This is a genomic window from Microbacterium phycohabitans (genome assembly GCF_032464935.1).
Lineage (GTDB): Bacteria > Actinomycetota > Actinomycetes > Actinomycetales > Microbacteriaceae > Microbacterium > Microbacterium phycohabitans.
Window position 1 is genome coordinate 249,031 of sequence record NZ_JAWDIT010000004.1, and the last position, 18,311, is coordinate 267,341.

The 18,311-nt window shown below is 70.1% G+C and carries 20 protein-coding genes and 1 tRNA gene; 12 read left to right on the forward strand and 9 right to left on the reverse strand.

The genetic code is table 11. From position 1 onward, the window contains the following. Positions 1 to 34: 34 nt before the first annotated feature. Both RWH44_RS12485 and RWH44_RS12490 read left to right on the forward strand, forming a co-directional pair. The gene (locus RWH44_RS12485; protein WP_316004814.1) at positions 35 to 412 is read left to right on the forward strand and encodes a hypothetical protein; all 378 of its coding nucleotides are present in this window, start codon (positions 35 to 37) and stop codon (positions 410 to 412) included. Positions 413 to 459: 47 nt separating this feature from the next. Beyond that, a tRNA-Thr gene (locus tag RWH44_RS12490) sits at positions 460 to 532 on the forward strand. A 33-nt stretch (positions 533 to 565) separates the two neighbouring features. On the opposite strand, the gene RWH44_RS12495 is transcribed toward RWH44_RS12490, so the two are convergent. The 3 genes from RWH44_RS12495 to RWH44_RS12505 all read right to left on the reverse strand — a co-directional run bounded on the left by RWH44_RS12495 (position 566) and on the right by RWH44_RS12505 (position 3,219). Next, positions 566 to 1,039 carry a nucleoside deaminase gene (locus RWH44_RS12495; RefSeq protein WP_316004815.1) on the reverse strand — a complete coding sequence of 158 codons (474 nt, stop codon included), beginning with the start codon at positions 1,037 to 1,039 and terminating at the stop codon, positions 566 to 568. 78 nt (positions 1,040 to 1,117) lie between these two features. Continuing rightward, on the reverse strand, positions 1,118 to 1,399 hold the full coding sequence (locus RWH44_RS12500) for a hypothetical protein (protein ID WP_316004816.1): 282 nt from the start codon (positions 1,397 to 1,399) through the stop codon (positions 1,118 to 1,120). Positions 1,400 to 1,410: 11 nt separating this feature from the next. Then, complete coding sequence (locus tag RWH44_RS12505; protein ID WP_437127298.1) at positions 1,411 to 3,219, reverse strand: amylosucrase; 1,809 nt, start codon at positions 3,217 to 3,219, stop codon at positions 1,411 to 1,413. A gap of 220 nt (positions 3,220 to 3,439) precedes the next feature. On the opposite strand from RWH44_RS12505, the gene RWH44_RS12510 reads away from it, so the two are divergent. Beyond that, positions 3,440 to 4,381 (forward strand): DMT family transporter, encoded by a 942-nt coding sequence (locus RWH44_RS12510; protein WP_316004817.1) that lies wholly within the window; start codon positions 3,440 to 3,442, stop codon positions 4,379 to 4,381. A 162-nt stretch (positions 4,382 to 4,543) separates the two neighbouring features. Here the strand turns inward: RWH44_RS12510 and RWH44_RS12515 are convergent, their stop codons facing one another. Beyond that, positions 4,544 to 5,113, reverse strand: coding sequence for a nitroreductase family protein (locus tag RWH44_RS12515; protein ID WP_298873418.1), 570 nt, complete (start codon positions 5,111 to 5,113; stop codon positions 4,544 to 4,546). Beyond that, complete coding sequence (gene msrB / locus RWH44_RS12520) at positions 5,110 to 5,529, reverse strand: peptide-methionine (R)-S-oxide reductase MsrB (RefSeq protein WP_298873417.1); 420 nt, start codon at positions 5,527 to 5,529, stop codon at positions 5,110 to 5,112. The genes RWH44_RS12515 and msrB overlap by 4 nt, the downstream gene beginning before the upstream one ends. 72 nt (positions 5,530 to 5,601) lie before the next feature. Between msrB and RWH44_RS12525 the strand changes: the two genes are divergently transcribed. The 9 genes from RWH44_RS12525 to RWH44_RS12565 all read left to right on the forward strand — a co-directional run bounded on the left by RWH44_RS12525 (position 5,602) and on the right by RWH44_RS12565 (position 12,029). Continuing rightward, the gene (locus tag RWH44_RS12525) at positions 5,602 to 6,591 is read left to right on the forward strand and encodes a DUF2332 family protein (RefSeq protein ID WP_316004818.1); all 990 of its coding nucleotides are present in this window, start codon (positions 5,602 to 5,604) and stop codon (positions 6,589 to 6,591) included. A gap of 9 nt (positions 6,592 to 6,600) precedes the next feature. After that, positions 6,601 to 6,855, forward strand: coding sequence for a DUF3263 domain-containing protein (locus tag RWH44_RS12530; protein ID WP_298873415.1), 255 nt, complete (start codon positions 6,601 to 6,603; stop codon positions 6,853 to 6,855). Between the two features lie 35 nt (positions 6,856 to 6,890). Further along, the gene (locus tag RWH44_RS12535; RefSeq protein ID WP_316004819.1) at positions 6,891 to 7,493 is read left to right on the forward strand and encodes a LytR C-terminal domain-containing protein; all 603 of its coding nucleotides are present in this window, start codon (positions 6,891 to 6,893) and stop codon (positions 7,491 to 7,493) included. Positions 7,494 to 7,624: 131 nt separating this feature from the next. Then, positions 7,625 to 7,825, forward strand: coding sequence for a cold-shock protein (locus RWH44_RS12540; protein ID WP_076676782.1), 201 nt, complete (start codon positions 7,625 to 7,627; stop codon positions 7,823 to 7,825). Between the two features lie 171 nt (positions 7,826 to 7,996). After that, positions 7,997 to 9,616 (forward strand): chaperonin GroEL, encoded by a 1,620-nt coding sequence (gene groL / locus RWH44_RS12545; protein ID WP_298873413.1) that lies wholly within the window; start codon positions 7,997 to 7,999, stop codon positions 9,614 to 9,616. A gap of 126 nt (positions 9,617 to 9,742) precedes the next feature. Further along, positions 9,743 to 10,147 carry a YbaB/EbfC family nucleoid-associated protein gene (locus tag RWH44_RS12550; RefSeq protein ID WP_316004820.1) on the forward strand — a complete coding sequence of 135 codons (405 nt, stop codon included), beginning with the start codon at positions 9,743 to 9,745 and terminating at the stop codon, positions 10,145 to 10,147. Between the two features lie 4 nt (positions 10,148 to 10,151). Beyond that, a complete protein-coding gene (locus RWH44_RS12555; RefSeq protein WP_316004821.1) occupies positions 10,152 to 10,466 on the forward strand; it encodes a hypothetical protein in 315 nt (104 codons plus the stop codon). Positions 10,467 to 10,543: 77 nt separating this feature from the next. After that, positions 10,544 to 11,752: a hypothetical protein gene (locus RWH44_RS12560; RefSeq protein WP_316004822.1), complete on the forward strand. Its 1,209-nt coding sequence runs from the start codon at positions 10,544 to 10,546 to the stop codon at positions 11,750 to 11,752. Between the two features lie 4 nt (positions 11,753 to 11,756). Continuing rightward, complete coding sequence (locus RWH44_RS12565; RefSeq protein WP_316004823.1) at positions 11,757 to 12,029, forward strand: hypothetical protein; 273 nt, start codon at positions 11,757 to 11,759, stop codon at positions 12,027 to 12,029. 287 nt (positions 12,030 to 12,316) lie between these two features. Here the strand turns inward: RWH44_RS12565 and RWH44_RS12570 are convergent, their stop codons facing one another. The 4 genes from RWH44_RS12570 to RWH44_RS12585 all read right to left on the reverse strand — a co-directional run bounded on the left by RWH44_RS12570 (position 12,317) and on the right by RWH44_RS12585 (position 18,310). Next, entirely contained in the window at positions 12,317 to 13,984 is a 1,668-nt protein-coding gene (locus tag RWH44_RS12570; protein ID WP_316004965.1) for a sensor histidine kinase, read from the reverse strand. Between the two features lie 136 nt (positions 13,985 to 14,120). Beyond that, positions 14,121 to 14,813: a response regulator transcription factor gene (locus RWH44_RS12575; protein ID WP_076676776.1), complete on the reverse strand. Its 693-nt coding sequence runs from the start codon at positions 14,811 to 14,813 to the stop codon at positions 14,121 to 14,123. A 69-nt stretch (positions 14,814 to 14,882) separates the two neighbouring features. Next, positions 14,883 to 16,532, reverse strand: a complete 1,650-nt coding sequence (locus RWH44_RS12580) for a DNA repair helicase XPB (RefSeq protein WP_316004824.1) — start codon at positions 16,530 to 16,532, stop codon at positions 14,883 to 14,885. A gap of 47 nt (positions 16,533 to 16,579) precedes the next feature. Further along, a complete protein-coding gene (locus RWH44_RS12585; RefSeq protein ID WP_316004825.1) occupies positions 16,580 to 18,310 on the reverse strand; it encodes a helicase-associated domain-containing protein in 1,731 nt (576 codons plus the stop codon). Position 18,311: the final 1 nt, after the last annotated feature.

Here is an 18,311-nt window from a genome sequence, read left to right on the forward strand (position 1 = left end):
GCTGCGACGCAGCGACTTATGAGATTCTGGTGAAATGGAAGACGAGCTCGAGGACTCCCCGCCGCGGCGGTCCCGTGATCAGCTGCGAGCGTGGGTCGAGGAGTTCCTCTCGCAGGGTCATGCCATGACCGGCACGATCAAGGTCGTCGACCAGGAAGACGCCGACGGGCAGGACACCGGTCTGGTCGTGATGACCATGCGCAACACCACGGCGTCGGTCTACATGCAGCCGCGCGGCTACGACGACCCTCTGTGGGAGGCGACGCTCACCGCGCGTCCCGACGACCTCACGCTCAGCCCCCACGACATGGCGAGCCTCGCCGCCGAGCTGGTGATCGCCGGCAACCTCTGCTCGTTCCTGCAGTTCAAGTCGCTCGAGTGGGATCGACACAGCGGCCGACACGCGGAGTGAGCGCGTCGAGGTCATAGACTCGATCGCCGAGGCGATGATCGCCTCCCGCCGGCTTGGCGCAATTGGTAGCGCACCGTACTTGTAATACGGGGGTTGCAGGTTCAAGTCCTGTAGCCGGCACCTCACCCACGGAACGACCCGGGCGTCCGGCGCTCAGGACCCGCGACGCGCGGTCCACTCCCGGAACGGCGCCGTCGCGTCATCCACCCGGACCTGCTCGGCGGGCAGCGACCGGTGCTCCGGAGCCTTCGCGTACTCGTCGTAGAACGTCGCCAGCGATATGAGCCGGTTGCCGTCTTCGTAGTGCTCGCCCTCCTCCTCGCGCGTGACGGCGAAGAAGAGGCGGTCGGGCTGGGCGTAGTAGACGGCGCCCAGGCACATCGGGCACGGATAGGCCGTGACGTACATGTCGTAGCCGGACAGGTCGCCGATGCCCTTCTCGGCCGCGGCGCGGATGGCGCGGATCTCGGCGTGGGCGGTGGGATCGCCGTCCTGCGCGACGTGATTGACCGCCTCGACGACGATCTCCCCGTCCTTGACGATGAGACAGGCGAAGGGCTTGCCTCCGGCGTCGACGTTCTCCTGGGCTCGCGAGACGGTGAGGGCGGACAGTTCCTGGTGGTTCATGGCTCGACGCTAGGTGGCCGCCCGCCCGGCGTCGGGGGCTGGGCTCCCGGGGGCAACCGTGCTACCGCCTCCGCTGGTTCACGAGAGGGCGTTCGCGAGCGCGACGAGGAAGACGCCGGCCGCGGCGATCGTGACGAGCCCCGCGAGCAGGGCGCCGGCGATCGCGATCGGCCGCAGGGGGCCGGGCCGCGTGCCGGTCTCCCAGGCGAACAGGAGGGCCGCGACGCCGACGACGAGCATGATCAGGTCGCCCACGAGACCGGCCGGTGCCCACACGACGCTCGCCATCGCCGCCAGCCCGGCGAGCAGCGCCAGGACGTGGCGCACGTGATTGCCGGGCGGGGCGGCGTCGGAGCTCATGGCGGGGCTCGTCAGCGCGGCTGAACGCGCAGCCACCGCGTCCCGTGCGCACCGAGGGTCAGCCCCGCCCCCAGCCAGACCGGCGCCGAGGAGACGAGGTCCAGCGCCTCGGGCGCCAGGCCCGACAGGGTCAGTCCGTCGATCTCGACGGCCGAGTCGGCGACGTTGGCGACGACGAGGACGGCGAAGCCGGTGTCGCCGGGGCGGAGGAAAGCGACGACCGACGGAACGTGCGCGTCGAAGGCGATGAGCTCGTTGCCCGCGAACTCCGGGGTGGAGCGGCGCACGTCGAGCAGGCGCGAGAGACGGGCGAACACGCGTCCGGCCGGGGTGGCGGCATCCGCCCGGTCCGCGTAGTTCTGCGCGGGACGGAACGGGCGGTGCACCCACCGACTGTCGCCCGCTTCCTCGGGGCGGTCGGAATAGCCGTAATCGTTGAGCTGGGCCACCTCGTCTCCGAGGTAGAGCAGCGGGATGCCGCCGGTCGACAGGGCGAGCGCGTGGGCGAGGATGACGCGGTCCTCGCCGCCGGCGTCGCCGGCCTCGATCCCGGCGAGGGAAGCCGTGGTGCCGGTGACGCGGGCGTCGCCCGTGCGCGGGTTCTCCTGGAACGGCACGCCGCGCGCGAACGTGCCGGGGGCCTGACCCACGTAGAAGTCGTTCAGGAACCGGCGGTGCGGGTAGCCGTCGATGCCGAGCTCGGCGGCGTCCTCATCGGCGAAGGTCCAGCCGATGTCGTCGTGGCTGCGGACGTAGTTGACCCACGCCGTCCCCTCGGGCAGGGCGTGTCGACGCTCGAGGGCCTGCTGCAGCAGGCGTCCGTCGCGGGTGGCCAGCGCCTCCCACGTGAGGGCCATCTGCAGCGGGTTGTAGGAGAGCTGGCATTCCTCGGGGGAGATGTAGGAGACGACCTCGTCGGGGTGCACGATCGCTTCCGACTTGAACAGCAGTCCCGGGGCGGCCATCCGCAGCACCGCGTTGAACGCCTGCAGCAGCAGATGCGCCTCGGGCAGCGACTCGCACGTGGTGCCCAGTCGCTTCCAGATGAAGGCCACGGCATCCATCCGGAGGATCTCCACGCCCTGGTTCGCCAGGAACAGCATCTCGCCGGCCATCGCCTCGAAGACGGCGGGGTTGGCGTAGTTGAGGTCCCACTGGAAGTGATAGAACGTCGCCCAGATCCAGCGCCCGTCTTCGAGCTGCACGAACGAGCCCGGGTGGTCGTCGGGGAAGATCTCGCGCGTCGTCTGCTCGTAGGCGTCGGGCATCTCGCGGTCGGGGAAGATGAGGTAGAAGTCCTCGTACCCGCGCTCGCCGGCGATGGCCTTCTGCGCCCAGCGGTGCTCGTTGCTGGTGTGATTGAAGATGAAGTCGACCACGAGCGAGATCCCGGCCCGGCGCAGCTCCGCGGCGAGCTCGGCCAGTTCGGCCATCGTCCCCAGCTCGGGGTTCACGCGACGGTAGCTGGACACCGCGTAACCGCCGTCGCTGTTGCCCTCGGGGCTCTCGAACAGCGGCATGAGGTGCAGATAGGTGAGGCCGAGCTCGCGGAAGTACGGAATGGAGTCCCGGATGCCGCTGAGCCCGCCCGCATAGCGGTCGACGTAGCAGACGCCCCCGACCATGCGCTCGCTCTCGAACCACTCGGGGTCGCTCTCGCGCGCGCGGTCCAGGGCCTTGAGGTCGGCGGGGCGCGCCGCCCAGGAGCGCCGTGCCAGATCGACCACGGATGCCAGACGCTCGAAGCCGTCGACCCGCTCGCCGTAGAGCTGGGTGAACAGGTCGTGCAGACGAGGGAGGTGCACCTCGGCGTTCGCCAGGAATTCGCGGTCGACGTTGTCGGCGGTGAGATCGGCGAGGATCGCGGAGACGTCGTGGGAGGTGCGCTGGAGCTGTGTCACGAGGGAAAGCCTGACGCATGCCGGGGCCTCTCGTCGACAACGATCCGAGAGCGGACCGACCCTGGTGGCGCACCGGCCCTCCCGGCGCCTCGCCGTACGATCGAGGGTGGCCCCCGAGCGGGGGAGCGAGGGGAGAGCGGTGTCGGAGCGCGGAACCGTCGGCATCGCCGGCGCCGGAGCGGTGCTCATCGGCGCCCTCACGGCTCTCCAGGCCCGTATCAACGGCACCCTCGGAGCCGAGATCGGCGACGGGTTCGTCGCCGCCGCGATCTCCTTCGGTTCGGGATTGCTCATCCTCATCGTGCTCTCGGCCGTGCTGCCGCAGGGGCGCAGCGGGTTCGGACGCCTCGTATCCGGCATCCGGTCGCGCACGATCCCCGCGTGGATGCTGCTCGGCGGTCTCGCCGGAGCGTTCACCGTCGCGAGCCAGGGGCTCACGGTGGCGACGATCGGGGTCGCCCTGTTCACGGTCGGCTTCGTCGCCGGGCAGACCACCGGCGGGTTGGTGCTGGATCGTGTCGGGTTCGGGCCGGCGGGTGTCGTGCCGGTGACGGTCCGACGCGTCGTCGGCGCGCTGCTGGCCATCGCCGGGGTCGTGGTGTGCCTGTCGGGGGACGCGCTCGGCGGCGTCCCCCTCTGGATGCTCGTCGTACCGGCGATCGCCGGCGCGGGCGCCGCCTGGCAGCAGGGGACGAACGGGCGACTGCGCGTGCGCGTGGAGAGCCCGCTGACCGCGACGCTGGTGAACTTCATCGGCGGCACCGTGGTGCTGCTCGTGGCGGCGTCGGTGCACGTCGGTGTCGTGGGCGCTCCCCGCGTCGTGCCGACGGAACCGTGGCTCTACATCGGCGGAGCGGTGGGCGTGATCTACATCTTCCTGTCGGCGGTGGTCGTGCGCCGCACGGGCGTGCTGCTGCTGGGGCTCGGGTCGGTGGTCGGCCTGCTCACCACCTCGGTGCTGCTCGACGCGCTGTGGCCCGCTCCCGCCGCCCCCGCGACGGCGGTGGCGCTGCTCGCCGCAGCGGTCGCGATCGCCGGGGTCGCCGTGGCCGCCGTCCCGTGGAGGCGCCGGAGTCGCTGAGTCCCGTACGGGACGGATGCCATGGGCCCGCCGTTCGGCCCTGCCCGGCCGCGGCCGGTCGGTTTCGCCCGCCCCGGCCGTGGGGCGGCGAGATCACCCGCCGAGAACGCGACGACGCCGCCGACCGGAGCCGGCGGCGTCGGGGCCGTTCGATCGTGCGCGTCAGAGGCGCGCTTCGTCGACCTTGCGCTTCTTCTTGCCTCCCGGCATGCGGGAGAGGTGCTTCGCGGCATCCACCGTCTTGCGTCGCACGGGCCGCGACATCTTCGGCTTGCCGCCGACGTAGAGCCAGCCCAGCAGCACCTCGTGCTTCGCCAGCCCGTGCGCCTTGGCGAGCACCCTGTGGCGGGTGTTGTCGTCGGTGCGCCAGAACACCCCGAATCCGGCCTCGTCGAGCACGAGGCTCAGCATGTGGGCGACACCGGATGCCACGGCCTCCTGCTCCCACGCGGGGATCTTCTTCGAGCCGAGATCGGCCACCACCGCGATGATGAGCGGCGCGCGACGCGGCTTGGAGGAGTACCCCTTCTTGCCGTCCGCCTTGTTCAGCGCGCGCGCGAGGAGATCGCGATCGGCGCCGCGGATCTCGATGAGTCGCCACGGCTTGAGGCTCTTGTGGTCGGCGACGCGACCGGCCGCGGCGACGAAGGCCTCGAGCTCGGGGCCGGTGGGGGCGAGGTCGGTGACCTTCGACCACGACCGGCGGTCGCGCATCGCCTCGAGGGCGCTCATGCCTCGTCGGCGGGGGAGTCGGCGGGGGTGAAGTTCAGCGACAGCGAGTTCATGCAGTAGCGGTCGCCCGTGGGGGTGCCGAAGCCGTCGGGGAAGACGTGGCCCAGGTGCGAGCCGCAGTTCGCGCATCGCACCTCGGTGCGCTGCATGCCGTGGCTGTTGTCGTCGAGAAGCTCGACCGCCTCCGGCCGCACCGACTCGTAGAAGCTCGGCCACCCGCAGTGCGAGTCGAACTTCGTGCCGCTGCGGAACAGCTCGTTGCCGCACGCGGCGCAGGTGTACAGGCCGGCGCGGCTCTCGTCGAGCAGCTCACCGGTCCAGGCGCGTTCGGTGCCCGCCTGGCGCAGGACGGCGTACTGCTCGGGGCTGAGTTCGGCGCGCCACTGGTCGTCGGACTTGTCGACGGCGTAGGTCATGTGTTCTCTCCTTCGTCTGCCTCCATTGTCTCGTGCCGGGCGCCGGTCAGGTCGTGCTGCGATGATTCGACGGTGGATCAGGATGCCGTGCATGCCGTCGTCGAACGCTACGGGCGGTTCGCCCGCGACGAGGCGCCCGGCAGATCCGCGGTCTACGAAGCGTGGGCGCGTCGGGTGGTGGACGATCCCGCGGTCGCGGCGGCCCTCGCACCGATCCCCGACACCCGTCGTCAACCCCCGCTGGTCTTCGCCGTGATGCGCGTGCTGGGGGCGCCGATGAGCGACGTCGACGCGTGGGCGCGATGGGTGGTCGCCAACGCCGAACAGGTCGCCGCGCAGTGCGCGGCGCGCAGCGTGCAGACGAACGAGCCGTTGCGGTGCGCGGCGCTGCTGCCGGCACTCGCTCGCATCGAGGGACCGATCGCGCTGCTCGAGGTCGGCGCGAGCGCCGGGCTGTGCCTGTACCCCGACCGGTATTCGTACCGGTACCACCGGGGAGACGAGCTCGTCGCCCTCGATCCCGCGGACGGTCCCTCCGCCGTCGAACTGCACAGCGACCTCACCGGTGACCCCGCGCTGCGGATGCCCGAGATCGTCTGGCGCGCGGGAATCGACCTCCACCCCCTAGACGCCCGCGACGAGGACGACAGGGGGTGGCTCGAGGGTCTGGTGTGGCCGGGGGAGGAGGGGCGCCGCGAGCGCATCGCCTCCGCTCTCGACATCGCCGCCGCGGACCCGCCGCGACTCGTGTCGGGCGACGGTGCCGAGGCCCTGCCCGCGCTCGCCGCCGACGCGCCGACGGGCGCCACGCTCGTGGTCACGACGCCGGGGGTGCTGGCGCACGTGCCGCGCGCGCGACGCGGCGCGATCATCGACGCCGCCCGGGCCGCGGGCCGCTGGGTGACACTGGATGCCCCCGCGCTCCACGACGGGTGGACGAGCGTGCCGCGTCGGGAGCGAGGCGGTTTCGCCCTCGCCCTCGACGGCGAGGTGCTGGCCGAGGTGGATCCGCTCGGCGCGTGGGTGGCGTGGCATCCGGGGCGGACGGCGGCAGCGCAGTAGCGTGGCCGCGTGCCTCTTTCGGACCGCGATCTCGCCTTCCTCGCCTTCGAGGGTGAATGGCGGCGCCACGCGGGTGCGAAGGAGGAGGCGATCCGGGCCGAGTTCGGTCTTACGCCTGCCCGCTACTACCAACTGCTCGGACGATTGATCGACACTCCTGAGGCCCTCGCGCACGATCCCATGCTCGTGCGCCGTCTGCGGCGGCGACGCGACGACGGGGCCGCCCAGCAGCGCGCGCGGCTGGGCCGGACGGCCGCCCGCTGACGGGGCGCCCCGGCGTCGACCGATAGCATCGTCCAATGGCCAGATCGACCTTCCCTCGGGATCGCTTCGACGACCTGCCGGACTCCACCGGCCGCGTCGGAGCGCACCGGGCCGAGAGACCGCGCCTGCGCGGATGGATCGTCTTCCTCTGGGCGGCCATAGCCACGCTCGTGCTCATCATCGTGGGCATCTTCGGCTCCCTCGTGGCGTCGGGCCGCATCAGCTTCGGAGCCGACGACGTGCCCGCTCCGACGGTCTCGGCCGAACCGACCACGCCCGCCGTCGTCGACACCTCGTACTCCGTCGTGGTGCTCAACGGCACCGGCCAGGACGGCCTCGCTGCATCGGTGCGCGATCAGATCGTGGCGGCCGGCTGGTCCGGCGACACGGTCGAGACGGGCGACTCCGACACCACCGACTTCGCGCAGACCACCGTCTACTACCTCCGCGACGCCGACGCGGCGGCGGCGCAGGGCCTCGCGCAGACCATCGGCGGTGCCGAGGTCGCGCAGAGCGATTTCCTGCAGCCCACCGACGACCCGAACACCCCCGACGACGAGAGCGCCGTCAAGCGCCTCGTCGTGGTGATCGGACTCGACCGCGCCTCCGGCGCGACCCCTTCCGCCACGGCCCCGTGACCCCGGGTACGCCGCGTGTTTCCGCGGCGTAACAAGTTGGGGGCACGCGCGTCAACAATGGCCGGAGGGGCCGGTTCGGCGGCGTCCGGCGTGCTTACGATGACCGAGTCATCCAGCAACAGGAGATTCGCATGACGCAGGGCACCGTCAAATGGTTCAACGCCGAGAAGGGCTACGGGTTCATCACCGTGTCCGATGGGCAGGACGTGTTCGTCCACTACTCGAGCATCGAGATGTCGGGTTTCCGCGTCCTCGAGGAAGGTCAGGCGGTCGAATTCACCGTCGGCACCGGTCAGAAGGGCCCGCAGGCGGAGTCCGTGCGCCTGGCCTGATCCGCTGGCTTCAACGCCGTGGCATCCCTCTCGGGGATGCCACGGCGTTCGTCGTCTCGCGACAGTGCCGCGGCTTGCACTCCCCAGGGGCGAGTGCCAGAATGAGTTAGCACTCGCTTTCGTCGAGTGCCAAAATCTGGAAGTCACCCGTCCGGGAGGGACGACACACTTATGGCAAAGATCATCGCTTTCGACGAAGAGGCCCGCCGCGGTCTCGAGCGCGGCCTCAACACGCTGGCCGACGCCGTCAAGGTGACCCTGGGCCCCCGCGGTCGCAACGTCGTGCTCGAGAAGAAGTGGGGCGCCCCCACGATCACGAACGACGGTGTCTCGATCGCCAAGGAGATCGAGCTCGACGACCCGTACGAGAAGATCGGCGCCGAGCTGGTCAAGGAGGTCGCCAAGAAGACCGACGACGTCGCGGGTGACGGCACCACCACGGCCACCGTTCTCGCCCAGGCGCTCGTTCGCGAGGGCCTGCGCAACGTCGCCGCCGGCGCCGACCCCATCAGCCTGAAGAAGGGCATCGAGAAGGCCGTCAAGGCCGTCACCGACGAGCTCCTCGCTTCCGCCAAGGAGGTCGAGTCCAAGGAGCAGATCGCCGCGACCGCGTCGATCTCCGCCGCCGACCCCGCGATCGGCGAGCTCATCGCCGAGGCCATCGACAAGGTGGGCAAGGAAGGCGTCGTCACCGTCGAGGAGAGCAACACCTTCGGCACCGAGCTCGAGCTCACCGAGGGCATGCGCTTCGACAAGGGGTACATCAACCCCTACTTCGTCACCGACCCCGAGCGTCAGGAAGCGGTCTTCGAAGACCCGTACATCCTGATCGCGAACCAGAAGATCTCCAACATCAAGGACCTTCTGCCGATCGTCGACAAGGTGATCCAGGAGGGCAAGGAGCTCCTCATCATCGCCGAGGACGTCGAGGGCGAAGCTCTCGCAACTCTCGTGCTCAACAAGATCCGCGGCATCTTCAAGTCGGTCGCCGTCAAGGCTCCCGGCTTCGGCGACCGTCGCAAGGCGCAGCTGCAGGACATCGCGATCCTCACCGGCGGCCAGGTCATCACCGAAGAGGTGGGCCTCAAGCTCGAGAACGCGACCGTCGACCTGCTCGGCCGTGCGCGCAAGGTCATCATCACCAAGGACGAGACCACGATCGTCGAGGGTGCCGGTGAGTCGGAGCTGATCGAGGGTCGTGTGACCCAGATCCGCCGCGAGATCGAGAACACCGACAGCGACTACGACCGCGAGAAGCTCCAGGAGCGCCTCGCGAAGCTCGCCGGTGGCGTCGCCGTCATCAAGGCCGGAGCCGCGACCGAGGTCGAGCTCAAGGAGCGCAAGCACCGCATCGAAGACGCCGTGCGCAACGCCAAGGCAGCTGTGGAAGAGGGTGTCGTCGCCGGTGGTGGCGTCGCGCTCATCCAGGCCGGCAAGAACGCCCTCGGTGACCTCAACCTCACCGGTGACGAGGCCACGGGTGCCAACATCGTGCGCGTCGCCATCGAGGCCCCGCTCAAGCAGATCGCGCTCAACGCCGGTCTCGAGCCTGGTGTCGTGGCCAACAAGGTCGCGGAGCTGCCCGTCGGTCACGGCCTGAACGCCGCCACCGGCGAGTACGGTGACCTGTTCGCACAGGGCATCATCGACCCCGCCAAGGTGACCCGCTCTGCGCTGCAGAACGCGGCATCCATCGCCGGTCTGTTCCTGACGACCGAGGTTGTCGTCGCCGACAAGCCCGAGAAGGCCGCCGCTCCCGCGGGCGACCCGACCGGTGGCATGGACTTCTGATCCACGCTGACGCCTGAGAACGCCCCCTCCTCCGGGAGGGGGCGTTCTTCGTTCACGGGCCGGACTCGAATGAGAGTTCTCTTATCCGGCCTCCGCCGCGTGCAGCCTCCGACTACGCTCGGTGGAATGAGTGATCTGTTCTCTTCTCGTGAGGCGGAGGCGGCGATCGCGCGGATCGAGCAGCAGGTCGCCGAGGCGCAGCTGCGGGCGGAGCAGGCACAGCAGGTGCAGGTCGACATCGATGCCGTGCGGGCGACGGCGACGGCGCCGCGTCGCGAGGTGTCGGTGACGGTGGATGCCACGGGCCGGTTGGTCGGTATCCGTCTCGCCGACGCGGCGTACGAGTTGCGCCCCGACGCGTTGGAGCGGCTCATCGTCGAGACGGCGGGGGATGCGCAGCGGCTGGCGGGGGAGCAGGCACTGGAGATCTCGCGTGCCGCGTTCGGTGCGGACTCGGCGATCGTGGAGCGGTTGGCGGGCGAGATCGAGCGGCAGTCGCCGCCGTCCCAGCCGATGGGCTTCCGGGTCTGACGCCGTGGCGGAGCGTATCGCCGTCGATGTCGGGCTGATCGGCTCGCACGCGTCGCGGTTGGGGGCCGTGGCATCCGATATCTCCGTCGCCCGTGACGCGGGCTCGGCGGGCGGGCTGCACGCGGAGGCGTTCGGGGTGTTGTGCGCGTTCCTGGTGCCGCCGGCGACGATGGCCGCGGATGCCGCGGGGTCGTTGATCGGCGCGGCGGGAGAGATGGTGCGTCGCTCGGCAACCGAGATCGTCGGTGTGGGGGCTGATCTGGAGGCGTACGAGCAGAAGGTGCTCGAGTGGGTGCGGTCGCTGGAGGCGGGCCTGTGAGCAAAGCCCTCATCGCCGGTCCCGTCGACACCGCGACCCCGTTCAGCGGGGCGGGTCTGCTGGATTCCGGTGCGCAGTTGGTGGTGGCGATCGAGTCGGGCAACTGGGTCGAGGGCGGCCTCGCCGCCTTCAGCACCGTGGCGGATACCGTCGCTGCGGTGATCGATCCGTTGGGCTCGCTGATCGCGGCGGGCCTGGGGTGGTTGATCGACCACTTCGAGCCGATCAAGGGGTGGTTCAACGACCTCACCGGCGATGCCGGCGCCGTCGCCGGGTTCGCGCAGACCTGGACGAACGTCCAGAGTCAGCTCGACGCGTCCGCTGATTTTCTGGACCGGGTGGTCACCGACCTCGACGACATGGCCGGTGAGGCGATCGAGGCGTACCGCCGGTTCCAGGTGGACGCGGCCGCGCACATCCGCGCGTCGGGGCAGTGGGCGGGTGCCATGGCCACGGGCCTGCAGATCGCCTCGACCATCGTGCAGGTCGTGCACGACCTCGTGCGCGACATCCTGTCGCAGCTGGTCGGCTCCGCGATCTCGTGGGCGACGCAGGCCGTGGTCACCGTCGGCATCGCCACCCCGTGGATCGTCGCGCAGGTCTCCTCCCGCGTCGCGAGCTGGACCGCGAAGATCAGCTCCAAGCTCACCGGACTGCTGCGCTCGTGCGGCAAGCTCGGCGACCTGCTGGGCGAGCTGAAGGCGCTGATGTCTCGCGCCGGGTCGATGTTCGACGGCACCCTCGTGAAGCGGTCCGCCGCCACGTCGCACGGTTCGACGCCGCGTGCTCCTCGTCCCCGATGGGGCGACGAGGACGGCGTCGTCGACGTGCAATCCGTCCTGGATACACCGACACCGGAGCCGCCCGTGGGACCTGTCACACCGTCAGACGTCGTCTTCGACATTCCCCAGGACGCGCACGTGTTCTGGTCGGGGCGAACGGACATCGCGACCGAGGCAGGCACGGGGACGTACGGAAGCAGCGGTATCGCTGCCGGCCTTGCGAAACAGCATGACGCCACCACTCTCGAGATGTATCTCACTGAGAATCGCATCGCCATGCCCAAGTGGGGCGATGAGGGCGCCGAGGCGGCGTGGGGGGAGATCTCTCGACGATACGCGGATGCCGCCAGCGGAGAGGTGCATGTGGTGCTCGGCGCCCAAATGCGGCCTGGCAATATTTGGGAGACTCGCGAATTCGGAGCGCTCCAGGCCAATCCGGACGTGACCCGCATTGTGGCCATCGACCCGCGCACCGGTGGCACTCGGACCATCTTCGAAAGGTGAGAGCATGACAATTCTCGATGACGCCGTCGTGGCGTACGTGTGGCGGCCCTCGTCGTCGATTCCCGGTAAGCATCCTGACGCGGTGTCTGACCCCGCACTACGCGCTCGAGTAGAAGAGATCATCGCGGAACTCGATGCGATCCGACCTGGGGCGGACGCCGCCGACCTCATGCCATGGGCCGATAGAGAAGCACGTGCTGTGGCCGCAGGCCACCCGGAGCTCGGCGAACCGGGGATCAAGGCGTTGCGTGATCTGCTCAGCTGGACCTGGCGCTGACGGGTTGCAAGACTCCCGCATAGCGTGCCAGCGGGTTCGGAGCAGATGAAAGCCGCTCGAGAATGAGTTGAGAAAGGTCTCGAGATGGCCTTGACAACTATCCGACGTGGGCAATCGAGCGAAGAACTCGGATGTGCGATCTTGCGCACCCACGATGAACGAGGACGCGCGGCCTTGCGTGATCTGCTCGGGTGGATCTGGCGCTGACCGGGAGAAACGTCGACGGAGAATACTCGAGCGTGGTGATCGGACTCCGCCCGCACGAAAATGCCCCGCGCGTCCGGCCGTCAGGCGTCGGGATCGGGCCGGTAATCGTCGGGAAGGCGCTCCAGCGGCTGCGTCTCGATGAGGGCGTGCTCGGCCGCATCGCGGCGGTCGGCCAGAGGCAGCGAGACGCGGAAGGTCGCGCCTCCGCCCGGCGTGTCGACCACCTCGACCGTGCCGTGCAGCAGATCGACGATGGATGCCACGATCGACAGCCCGAGACCCGACCCGCCGGTCTCGCGCGTGCGCGAGGTGTCGGCGCGCCAGAAACGCTGGAAGATCTGATCGCGGATCTGCTCGGGAACACCCTCACCGTGGTCGATGATCTCGATCCAGCCCATGTCGTTCTCGGCATCCACTCCGATGCGCAGGCCGATGGGGGAGTCGTCGGCGGTGAAGCGACGCGCGTTGCCCAAGAGGTTGGCCACGACCTGGCGCACCTTGTTCTCGTCGCCGAGGACGATCGGCGCGAGTCGCGGGGCGGAGCGCGTGAGTCCGGCCGGTGGCGTCACGGGGGCGTCCCCCGTCGTGGCGGCCGGGTCGGCGGCATCCTTCTGCCGACGGCGCAGGCGCGACAGCGTGGCTCCAGCGATCGCCATGGCCGACGTCGAGGGGGCCGCGCGGCGGCGGGTCGCGGCCTCGGCGGGGTGGCCGCCCGAATCGAGCAGCGGATCGAGGGTGATGGTGGGCAGCACGAGGGGGCCGCGCGACGTGGTGTCATCGACGGTCACCTCGCGCTGAGGGGAAGTCACGCGTAGGTCGAGAGCCGCATCGCGCGCGATGGGCCGCAGGTCGAGCTCGGTGATCGAGACGTCGCGACGCTCGTCGAGGCGGGCGAGGGCGAGGAGGTCTTCGACGAGCGCGCCCATGCGGATCGCCTCCTTCTCGATGCGCTCCATCGACTGGGCGACATCCTCATCGGAGCGGATCGCGCCCATGCGGTACAGCTCGGCGTAGCCGCGCATGGTCACGAGCGGTGTACGCAGCTCGTGGCTCGCGTCGCCGATGAACCGGCGCATCTGCCGCACCGTGGCATCCCGCTGCCCGAGCGCGCCGTCGATGCGCGCGAGCATGGCGTTGATGGCGGTCTTGAGCCGCCCCACCTCGGTGTCGGGCACGATGTCGGTGAGACGCTGACTGAAGTCGCCCGCGGCGATGTCCATCGCCGTCGTCTCGACCTGGCGGAGGTTGCGGAAGGCCAGCGTCACCAGCCACCGCGTGAGCAGGGCCGTGGCGATGAGGATGAGCAGCGCCACGAAGGCGTAGATGCCGAGGTACGCCGCGACGATCCGGTCGGTGGGCGCCAGGGGCTGCACCACCATCTGCGTGTAGACCCCGGGGTTGCCCGGCACTTGGAGGACGCCGACGCGCGCGAGGAAGTGCGCCCCGGAATCGGGGTCTTCCAGCTCGATGCGCCGATCGATCTGGCCGTACGTCTGCTCCACGGTGAAAGTGTCGGGCAGCTGCGGCAGCACCTTCGACGACGTGCCGTTGTAGAAGGCCTCGCGTCGACCGTCGGGCCCGTAGACCACGACCATCGACCCGATCTGCGGGGCGTTCTCGACCTGCGTGAACTCGATGCCGCCCTCGACCGGCGTCGTGGTGAAGATGCTGTTGGCGATGCTGCCCGCCGCCTGCTGGGCCAGCTGCTCATCGAGGTTGTTCACCAGCGTGGTGCGCAGGAACACCATGGTGCCGATGCCCGCGGTGAACAGGCCGATCGCGAGGAGCGCGACGGTCACGCCGGTGACCTTGGTCCGTAGGCTCAGACCCCGCCACCAGCGCGTCAGGGCATCGTCGGAGGGTGACAGGACGGATGCCTTCCGCTCAGGCGCTCTTGCCCGACTTCAGCATGTAGCCGAAGCCGCGCTTGGTCTGGATGAGCGGCTCGGAGGAGTGCGGGTCGATCTTGCGACGCAGGTAGGAGATGTAGCTCTCGACGATGCCGGCGTCGCCGTTGAAGTCGTACTCCCAGACGTGGTCGAGGATCTGCGCCTTCGACAGCACGCGGTTGGGGTTGAGCATGAGGTAGCGCAGGAGCTTGAACTCCGTGGGGCTGAGGTCGATCGACACGTCGCCGACGCTGACGTCGTGGGTGTCCTGGTCCATGGTCAGCTCGCCCGTGCGGATGATCGACTCCTCGTCGGCCTGCATCGTGCGGCGCAGGATCGCCTGGATGCGGGCGACGATCTCGTCGAGGCTGAAGGGCTTCGTGACGTAGTCGTCGCCCCCGGCGTTGAGGCCCTCGATCTTGTCCTCGGTCTCGTCCTTCGCGGTGAGGAAGAGGATGGGTGCGGTGTACCCGGCTCCGCGCAGACGCTTGGTGACGCTGAAGCCGTTCATGTCGGGCAGCATCACGTCGAGCACGATGAGATCGGGTTCTTCTTCGAGCACGGCCGAGATCGTCTGCGCGCCGTTGGCCACGGCTCGCACCTGGAAACCGGCGAAGCGCAGGCTCGTGATGAGCAGGTCGCGGATGTTCGGTTCGTCGTCCACGACGAGGATGCGAGGAGCTGTCATCCCCTCATTATCGTGATCCGACCCAGCAATGTCCTGGATATGGAACGGAAAGCCGCGTGCTGCTATGCGTCAGACGGCCGCGGCGTCGATCCCGTCGGCATCCAGGATGGTGTACGCGTAGCCCTGTTCGGCCAGGAAGCGCTGGCGGTTCTGCGCGAAATCCTGGTCGACGGTGTCGCGCGCGATCAGCGTGTAGAAGCTCGCCGTGTGGTTCGACTGCTTGGGTCGCAGCAGGCGTCCGAGGCGCTGGGCCTCCTCCTGGCGCGAGCCGAACGAGCCCGAGACCTGGATCGCGACCGAGGCTTCGGGCAGATCGACCGAGAAGTTGGCGACCTTCGACACCACCAGCAGCGGGATGCTGCCGTCGCGGAAGCCCTGGAACAGTTCCTCGCGCTCGGGGATGGGGGTCGAGCCGGTGATCTGCGGGGCGTTGAGGGCCTCGGCCAGTTCGTCGATCTGGTCGAGGTACTGTCCGATCACCAGGACGCGCTCGCCCGGATGCCGCTCGACCAGGCGACGGGCGACGTCGATCTTGGCGGGGGCGGTCGCCGCCAGTCGATAGCGGTCCTCGTCGGCGGCCGCGGCGTATTCGAGGCGCTCGTCGGCGGGCAGGTCGATGCGCACCTCGTAGCAGGCGGCGGGGGAGATGAAGCCCTGGGCCTCGATCTCCTTCCACGGCGCGTCGAAGCGCTTGGGGCCGATGAGGCTGAACACGTCGCCCTCGCGACCGTCCTCGCGCACGAGCGTCGCCGTCAAGCCGAGACGCCGGCGCGCCTGAAGGTCGGCGGTCAGCTTGAAGACCGGCGCCGGGAGCAGGTGCACCTCGTCGTAGAGCACGAGACCCCAGTCGAGGGCGTCGAGCAGGGCGAGGTGGGCGTACTGGCCTTTCCGCTTGGCGGTGAGGATCTGGTACGTCGCGATGGTGACGGGCTTGATCTCCTTGACCTGACCGGAGTACTCGCCGATCTCCTCCGGGGTCAGGGTCGTGCGGCGCAGCAGCTCGTCGCGCCACTGCCGTGCGCTGACGGTGTTGGTGACGAGGATCAGGGTCGTCGTGCGGGTGTCGGCCATGGCCCCCGCGCCCACGAGGGTCTTGCCCGCACCGCAGGGGAGCACGACGACGCCGGAACCGCCCTCCGAGAACGAATCGACGGCCTGGCGCTGGTACGGCCGCAGGCTCCACCCGTCTTCGGCGAGGTCGATCGGATGCGGAGTGCCCGGGGTGTAGCCGGCGAGATCTTCCGCGGGCCAGCCGATCTTCAGCAGCTCCTGCTTGATGTGGCCCCGGGCCCAGGCGTCGACGATGAAGCTGTCGGGGGTCGGGTGCCCGATCAGCAGGGGCGCGATGCGCTTGTTGCGCGACACCTCGCTCAGCACCGCCGCATCGGTGGAGCGCAGCACGAGCTCTTTGTCGTCGTTGCGTTCGATGACCAGGCGTCCGTAGCGGTTGACCGTCTCGCGGATGTCGGTGCTCACGGAGGCGGGGACGGGGAATCGCGACCACGTGTCGAGCGTCTCGAGCATCGCGTCGGCGTCGTGGCCGGCCGCGCGGGCGTTCCACAGGCCCAGGCGCGTGATGCGGTACGTGTGGATGTGCTCGGGTGCGCGCTCGAGCTCGGCGAAGACCGCGAGCTCGTGCCGCGCCGTCTCCGCCTGGGGGTGCGCGACCTCGAGGAGGACGGTGCGGTCGCTCTGCACGATCAAGGGGCCGTCAGACATAGCGTTCGAGTCTACCGGGGTCGCGAGCGACCCGGCGTTCGCGGGTCTCAGTCGACCGGGGCGACCCCGTCGATGTGCGAGAGGGGGAGGGTGCGCTCGACATCTGCCGCGCGGTCGCGGCCGCGCAGGCGTCCGCCGCCGAGTCCGGTCGCCTCGAGGCGGAACACGCGCGCCGACCCGTCGGGCAGCCGCACGGTCACGTCGACGACGGCGCGGGCGCGCACCGCCTGGTCGAGCTCGCGCTCGAGCCACGCGGCATCCGAGTCCTGGGCGCCGTTGCGCAGGCGCTCCAGGAGCGGGGCGTAGACCTCGTCGGGATCGGATGCCGGCTGCTCGGCTCCGGCGAGCTTCGCGCGCTCGAGTGCGCGCGGCCGGCCGTGCGCGTCGACGGCGACCGCGGGATAGTGCGCGTCGGTGAGCGCCCAGAACACGACGTCGGCCGACACGTGGGAGACGAGGTCGTCGCCGTCGTCGCGCGCCAGGGCGATCGAGCGCAACGACTGGTCGACCTCCATCGAGCGTCGTAGCGTCTCGTCATCGGTCGTCACCCGGGTGAGCGATGTGTCGGCGTCGACGCCCACGCGCACGCGGCCGTGCTCGGCGGACGTGCGCTCGATGACGTACGCGAGCGGCTGCGGGAGGCCCGTCAGCGAGATGTCGGTGAGGAACGCCCGGAGCGAGTCCGCGGTCTCGCCCGCGGTGATCGCCGCGCCCACGGTGCCGGCGCTGAAGCGGTAGCTCGACGCCTGCGCGCGGGACTCGCGCGCCGCCATCGTGCGCAGTCGCACGTCGAGGTGGGGTGCCAGGGGCCCGGGAGCGATCGCCGTCAGGTCGTTCTGCAGGTAGACGCGGTCGACCTCGGGGGGCAGCAGCTCCTTCAGCGCGGAGGTGTCGAGCTCGCCTCCGGCCGCGAGGGGCACGGCCCACGGGGCCACGCGTCCTGCCGCGTCGAGGAGGCCCCAGCGCACCAGCCGCCGGATCCACACCGTCGCGCGCTCGGGTCCGTCGGGGTCGAAGGGGGTGGCGTCCGCCCAGCGCTCGGTGGGGATCCACCCTCCGCCGTCGGCGCGATACGCGCGGGGGAGCGCGTCGCGCAGCGCCTCGGCCGTGCGGCTCCAGCGCTCGAGCGTCGGCAGGCGCAGCCATTCGCGTCCGTGCTGCGACACCAGCCACGCCCGGTCGTTCGCCCCCAGCAGGCCCACGTCGGCGGCGAGTCCGACCAGCAGATCGGCTTCCGCAGCGGTGCTGACCGCCCCCGCGTCGACGAGACGGCGCCGCTCCGTGGCGCCCAGCGAACCCGACCCGATCCGGCCGAGGGGGGATTCGAGCGTGAGCATGAGGATGTCGGCGACGGAGGCCGCGTTGGTGAAGGCGGCTTCCGCGGCCGCCGCCGCCGTCTCCGCGGATGCGGCGGGCGCCGACGCGGGCTGAGGGTCGGGAAGCCCGTCGGGGAGCGCCTCGCGCACCGCGCCGACGACACTCGGGAACGGGATGCCGTCGTCACCGACCAGGGCGTGCGCCGCCAGCGCGTCGCGCGCGGCGCCGGTTGCTGGAGTGCCGCCGACGGCATTGGTGAGTGCGACCGCTTCGTCGCGCGTGAGAGCGGGGAGCTCGCGGGCGACCGAGGCGGGGTCGAGCAGTGCCTCGGCGGCGTCGAACATGTCGCGCCACGGGCTCGAGGGCGACACGTGCCGTCCGGCGAACAACCGCGCGAGGTCGGCGTCGTCGCGCGCGCTCAATGAGACCGCCAGAGCGCGTTGTGCGGAGGTCTCGGGCACG